Source organism: Colwellia sp. 6M3 (assembly GCF_014077595.1).
Lineage (GTDB): Bacteria > Pseudomonadota > Gammaproteobacteria > Enterobacterales > Alteromonadaceae > Cognaticolwellia.
The window spans coordinates 1-6,317 of sequence record NZ_JACGWF010000145.1 but is presented as its reverse complement, the minus strand read 5'-3'; the positions used below and the strand labels follow the sequence as shown (position 1 = coordinate 6,317).

Here is a 6,317-nt window from a genome sequence, read left to right as displayed (position 1 = left end):
GAGTGAAAGAATTAAATAGTATTGCCTGTCCTATATTTTCAGGTATGAAAACTACGTCATAAAAGGTCTCATCTATTTGACGTCTTCAAAGCTACTGCACCCATAAAACTCTTTTTAGAGCGTTAAGTCACAGTAACAGCTCTGTATATGACTTGATTTAGTGGATTTTATATTCTGAATGGAAGATGCTGTTTAAAAAATAGCTACCCGTTTAAATCACTTAACAGTGTAAGCCATTTGCATGCTGATAGTAGCTTCGATAGTTTATGTTTTAGGCGAGGCAACAACTTACGCTCATTTGCTACTTATTTGTGGTGGGCCATATAAAACTTAGGCTAATCTAGTGAAATAAAGCTATGAGAAAGCGTTAAATATATAATTATTAGAGGTACATAATGGAATTTACGAATAAACGCACCATGCTAATTACGGCATCTTTATTATTGGTGTTGGCGATAACACAGGCTATTTTTACTGCTCTTTACACTGCTGAAATTAGTTTTTCAAGGCAGTTTGCGTGGGGGCTAGAAGCATTGATATTTACTGTTCTTGTCGCCTTTTCTGGTGCAGCTATGGTGCAAGCAAAAAATTGTCAACTGGGATGGTCGGCTATTGCCTTTAGTGCTGTACTTAACATCGTGCAGGTGAGTATTGGCCTGACTTTGTTTTCATCATTTGGAAAAGTTGCAGGTGACGTTGAAGGAGCGCAACCTTTAATTGGTGGCGTGGTTGCTTTGTCTTTCATGATTTACTATGCAGCCAAAGTATTATTGGGGTTAGCAGCACTTGTTTTTGGAATGACAAGTATGGCTAAAGGTGGCAAAGCGATAGGAGGCCTTACAGCGTTAGCGGGTGGGGTTGCGATGTTTGCCAATGGCATTTTAATTACCTTTGGGCGTGATGGCTTTCTTCCATCAGGTGTCGCTGGCGCCTCGGGCATGATTGCGACGTTACTTCTAGCGATATGCTTGATAAGTATTTACCGTAAAGAAGACTGAAACTTAATGCCTCACTCGTGAAGTAGTCTTTATAAATAATGTATAAGCATCGGTGCATAGTTAATGTACCGATGTTTGCATTTGCATTAGCCAAAAATAATTGCATGGACACCCCGTCTACATAAAATAAAGTATCACATTAAAATTTTAAATGGGTAATGAGACTCTCGCCCATTACGGCGTTAATACGCAAAACAGGTTAAAAAATAAAAGCACACCAGAAAAATTTTATTAGTATTCACTTAAACCTACCTGTATAAAAATCATTTTGAAAAACAAATTATAATGACTAGCCTGATAAACTTTCTGAGCATTAGTAATATGAAAGTTCAATGAGTAGCTTAAAGCTTATAATAATTATTCTACCGAGCGACTAATTGTTACTTTACCCCCTTCAAAGCGTCTTTTCTTTGCTATTACAGTCCCCTTCTATTTTCGTATTCTAGATTAAGTAAAGTTAAGCAAGTGCTCTACTTTCGCTAATCATTAAACACCTGTATAATCGCGCGCATTATTTACATTTTTAAAGTATGAGTTAACGCTTTAACTTAACTCATCTAAACACTCGCTACGGAATTCATATGTTAGCTGCAAACAATATTACCCAACAATTCGGTGCTAAACCGTTATTTGAAAACATTTCACAAAAATTTGGTGGCGGCAACCGCTATGGTTTAATCGGCGCCAATGGCTGTGGTAAATCAACCTTTATGAAAATTTTGGGTGGTGATTTAGAGCAAACATCTGGCAACGTTGCCTTAGATCCAAACGAGCGCATTGGTAAACTTCGTCAAGACCAGTTTGGCTTTGAAGCAACTTCTGTTGTTGATACTGTAATCATGGGTCATACCAAGTTGTGGGCGATAAAAGAAGAACGTGACCGCATTTACGCCTTACCAGAAATGAGTGAAGCTGATGGTATGCGTGCCGGTGATTTAGAAGCTGAATATGCTGAAATGGACGGTTACAGTGCAGAAAGTCGCGCTGGCGAACTATTAATGGGTGTAGGTATTCCTGTTGATCAACATTACGGTTTAATGAGTGAAGTTGCCCCTGGTTGGAAATTGCGTGTGTTATTAGCCCAAGCACTATTCTCTAACCCAGATATTTTATTACTTGATGAGCCAACCAACAACCTCGACATACATACCATTCAATGGTTAGAAGAAACCTTGAACGCACGTGATTCAACCATGATCATCATCTCGCATGACCGTCACTTTTTAAACAGTGTTTGTACCCATATGGCTGATTTAGATTACGGTGAGTTACGTGTATTCCCAGGTAACTACGACGAGTACATGTTAGCGTCTACGCAAGCTAGAGCCCAATTGATGTCTGACAACGCCAAGAAAAAAGCACAAATTGGTGAACTACAAGCTTTCGTGGCGCGATTCTCTGCCAATGCTTCAAAAGCAAAACAAGCCACTTCTCGTGCTAAACAAATTGATAAAATTCAATTGGCCGATGTAAAGCCATCAAGCCGTGTTAATCCGTTTATTCGTTTTGAACAAGAAAAGAAATTATTCCGTAATGCCCTTGTTCTCGAGAATCTAAACAAGAGCTTTGATGATAATAAGGTTTTAACTGACCTTAATATGATGATTGAAGTAGGCGAACGTGTGGCTATTATTGGTCAAAACGGTATTGGTAAAACAACATTTTTACGTACCATGATGGGCGAAGCTGAGTATCAACCCACGTCAGGTTTATACACTTGGTCAGAAAACGTTAACATTGGTTACTACGCACAAGATCATAGCCATGAATTTGAAAATGATATGACCTTATTCGAATGGATGAGTCAATGGCGTCAACCAACCGACGACGAACAAGCTGTTCGTAGTTATTTAGGGCGTTTATTATTCTCAGCTGATGACATTAACAAGTCAGTGAAAGTGCTTTCTGGTGGTGAACAAGGACGTATGCTTTTCGGTAAAATCATGATGCAAAAGCCTAATATTCTTGTTATGGATGAACCGACTAACCATATGGATATGGAATCTATTGAGTCACTAAACATGGCAATGGAGCAGTTTGAAGGCACTATTTTATTCGTCAGTCATGACCGTGAGTTTGTTTCAAGTTTAGCGACGCGTATTATCGAATTAGCAGATGGTGGTTACACTGACTTTGCAGGAGGCTACGACGAATATTTAGCTTCTCAAGTATAGACTTAGCTCACATTTAGCAATGCTTAACAAGGTATCATGATCTTATTATGATACCTTTATTTTTATTTAACGTTTATTAAAGGAGCTACTGTGCTCAGTTATCGCCATGCTTTTCACGCCGGAAATTTTGCTGATGTTTTAAAACACTCGGTATTAACCTTAGTACTCGAATATATGACCCGAAAAGAAAAAGGCTTTTATTATATTGATAGCCATTCGGGTGCAGGTATGTATCAACTAGCCGATGAATATGCACAAAAAACAGGTGAATATAAAGATGGTATTGCCAAATTAATCGAGCAACAAGATTTACCTGAAGCCATTCAGCCTTACATTGATTTAGTCAAAGACTTAAATCGTGATCAAGATGAACTTTCTTTATATCCTGGCTCTCCTGGTATCGCTCGACAGTTTACCCGACGTCAAGACAGCGCGCATTTATTTGAACTTCACCCTACTGACATTGAGCACTTAAAAGAATACAGTCAGCGTTGGAATAAGTCTCATGTTAAGAAATCTGACGGTTATCAAGGTGTTTTAGGCTTAGTACCACCACCAAATCGACGCGGTGTAGTGTTAATCGATCCGCCTTATGAATTAAAAGAAGATTACTTAAAAGCCGTTCGCACTATCGTTAATGCTTATAAGAAATTCGCAACCGGCACTTATATTTTATGGTACCCGATTGTTAAGCGTGAACTAGTTGAACAGATGCAAGACGCGTTCGTAAAAAGTGATGTACGTAATTTATTACAAGTAGAGTATTGCCAACAAGCTGATACACAAGAATACGGTATGACAGGTACAGGATTATTTATTGTAAATCCGCCATGGCAATTAAATAGCCAATTGAATAAAATACTTCCTTATTTAAAAACCCATTTAGGTAGCGAAGAAAGTTCGTATTTTGTGAAACAACTTATCGATGAATAAGTCGTTTTAACAAATTAGTTTAGAATAAACGTAGCTGAAACTTAAGGTAAGTTATTTGCTGAATGACTTACCTTAATTATAGTTAATACTGCCAACACTTATTGAACTACTATTCGCGGATCATAAGGGTTGGAATCACACCCTTCGACATTGACTTCATAATAATAGTCACCATCATTTTTTATTTTACAACGAACCTTTCCATCACGACCTGCACTGTAGTCACACCTTTTAAAAGGCGAACCTTCAGTAAAGTTGATATCGAATTCATCACCTGTACTTGTTTGCCAAGAAATGTATTTCTCTTTTTTGGAACAGACACATTCGGGATCATTCTTACAGGGATTTTTATCTGCAGGATATAACAAGGCACAGTTACTTTCATGGTCTGATGGAACCACATTTATTGCGCAATGTGTAGATGGGTTCACTTCAATTATTAGCTGCCTATCTTTGTTACTATTCGCTGCCATTGCGAATATAGAGCTAGACGCGATTAAAAACATTAACACTTTAACCATCGTACTTATGGGTTTTACTTTTAGCGTATTCATTGAATCTTCCTTATTCAGGTTAATAACATCAAATAACTTCTTTCAACCAATGTTTATAGTCGTAAAATTGCGGGTCTGCCAATAAAAGCTTACTTGGATAGCCTAAATTGATAGCTTTTTCAATAAACGACTTCAAAATATCTTCATCGAAACAGTTAATGGAAACGATTGCTAAGTCGTAATAAATATAAGGGTCTTTTAGGTTGTGATTAAGCGCAATGTTTTGGTATTTTTTTGCTTGTTCACATTGTTTTAATTCAGAATAATAACGAGAAATGAGTGCTTGAATATTAGGGTCTTTATCATTAATTGTTGCATTTTTTTTCGCTAACTTAAGACCATTTTCGTAAGCAGAATTTGCCTTTTCTGTACTATTTTTACTGTATTTATATGCATCACCTAAATTACCCCAAACTGTTGGGTCTAATGGAGATAACTCAGCACTTTGTAAATACATTTCGACCGCATTCTCATACCGCTGCATAAAAAATAATACTGTACCTAAATTTGAAAAGGTTACTGAAGTGGGTTTAATGGCTAATGATTTTGACCAAGCAATATTAGCTTGTTCGAAATCAAGCACCAGATAATAAACTGCGCCCAGCGCATTGTAGGCCATGGCAGTATTTTTATTGATTAAAATGACTTTGTTAAATTGACTTATCGCCTGTTCATAACGACCTGAGTAAAATAAAAACAACCCATAATCATAATAATTTTGCCAATTACCCCGTTCTAAATCAATGGCTTGTTGATAGAAACTTTCAGCTTTATCACTTTGCTCTTGTTTAGCATATAAAGCCGCTAATGATATATGTACCTCGCTTGATGTTGGCTTAATCAACCTTGCTTTGTTTAGATGTAGTTCAGACTTTTCATATTGGCCATTAACACGATACAAAGTACCTAGTGCTAATTGAGATTCGAAAGATACAGTTTCATTACTTGCAATTAATTGACAAACATTCAGTGCCTTCTGGTATTCATTTGTATCATCGTTAAGCAAGTATTTATCTAAATAGGTCTGGCATAATGCTGACGATGCTTGAACAAAATCAGGGTCTAATTGCAGGGCATTAATAAATAGCTCCTCTGCTGCAATTAAACTTGCCATACTTTTTGAATTTCTATATTTTTCCTTACCTTGCAAGTAAGCATCGTAAGCAGAGAAGTTTTCTGTCGGCATATAATTAACATTATTAACTGACTTATCACCCACGACCACTAAATGTAATGCGCTTATAATTTTGCGCGACAGTTCATTATAAAGTAAAACCAAGCCATCGAATGACCCTACAGATTCATCCGACCAAACTTGAAAGCCGGTAACTACATCAGTCATGATAGTATTAATAATTAAAGTATCTTTTACAGTTTTAGATCTTCCTTCAACAATATATTTAACCCCCAAGTTATTTTTAATTTGTTCAATACTTGCTTCAGGATCCAAAGCATTAATTGCCCGAATAGAGGCGACTTTAAAAACAGGCTTTAAGGCTAATAAGTTAATCAGTTCTTCTTGTAAGCCTGTAACAAAGTATTGATGATTATCAGTAGCTGAAGTATGAAATGGAAGAATTGCTACTGCATTTTCAATTACATTGACTATAGGTACCTTATTTTCCAGCGTCATATTAAGTGGTTGAATGGTACTTTCC

5 protein-coding genes are annotated in these 6,317 nt (G+C 36.9%); 3 read left to right on the top strand and 2 right to left on the bottom strand.

Annotated features, from left to right (window positions below; genetic code table 11):
* Window positions 1-395: 395 nt before the first annotated feature.
* The 3 genes from H4J50_RS18280 to H4J50_RS18270 all read left to right on the top strand — a co-directional run bounded on the left by H4J50_RS18280 (window position 396) and on the right by H4J50_RS18270 (window position 4,105).
* A complete protein-coding gene (locus H4J50_RS18280; RefSeq protein ID WP_182257603.1) occupies window positions 396-998 on the top strand; it encodes a thiamine biosynthesis protein ThiC in 603 nt (200 codons plus the stop codon).
* A gap of 581 nt (window positions 999-1,579) precedes the next feature.
* A complete protein-coding gene (locus tag H4J50_RS18275; RefSeq protein WP_182257602.1) occupies window positions 1,580-3,172 on the top strand; it encodes an ABC-F family ATPase in 1,593 nt (530 codons plus the stop codon).
* Window positions 3,173-3,262: 90 nt separating this feature from the next.
* Entirely contained in the window at window positions 3,263-4,105 is an 843-nt protein-coding gene (locus H4J50_RS18270; protein ID WP_182257601.1) for a 23S rRNA (adenine(2030)-N(6))-methyltransferase RlmJ, read from the top strand.
* Between the two features lie 98 nt (window positions 4,106-4,203).
* Here the strand turns inward: H4J50_RS18270 and H4J50_RS18265 are convergent, their stop codons facing one another.
* Complete coding sequence (locus tag H4J50_RS18265; RefSeq protein ID WP_182257600.1) at window positions 4,204-4,659, bottom strand: hypothetical protein; 456 nt, start codon at window positions 4,657-4,659, stop codon at window positions 4,204-4,206.
* A gap of 28 nt (window positions 4,660-4,687) precedes the next feature.
* Window positions 4,688-6,317: tetratricopeptide repeat protein (locus tag H4J50_RS18260; RefSeq protein WP_182257599.1), on the bottom strand; the 1,630-nt coding region annotated here is incomplete at its 5' end.

Excerpts from the sequence above, each read along its gene's own strand:
- H4J50_RS18265 (WP_182257600.1), bottom strand. The coding sequence starts at position 4,659 with ATGAATACGCTAAAAGTAAAACCCATAAGTACGATGGTTAAAGTGTTA.
- H4J50_RS18275 (WP_182257602.1), top strand. The coding sequence starts at position 1,580 with ATGTTAGCTGCAAACAATATTACCCAACAATTCGGTGCTAAACCGTTA.
- H4J50_RS18280 (WP_182257603.1), top strand. The coding sequence starts at position 396 with ATGGAATTTACGAATAAACGCACCATGCTAATTACGGCATCTTTATTA.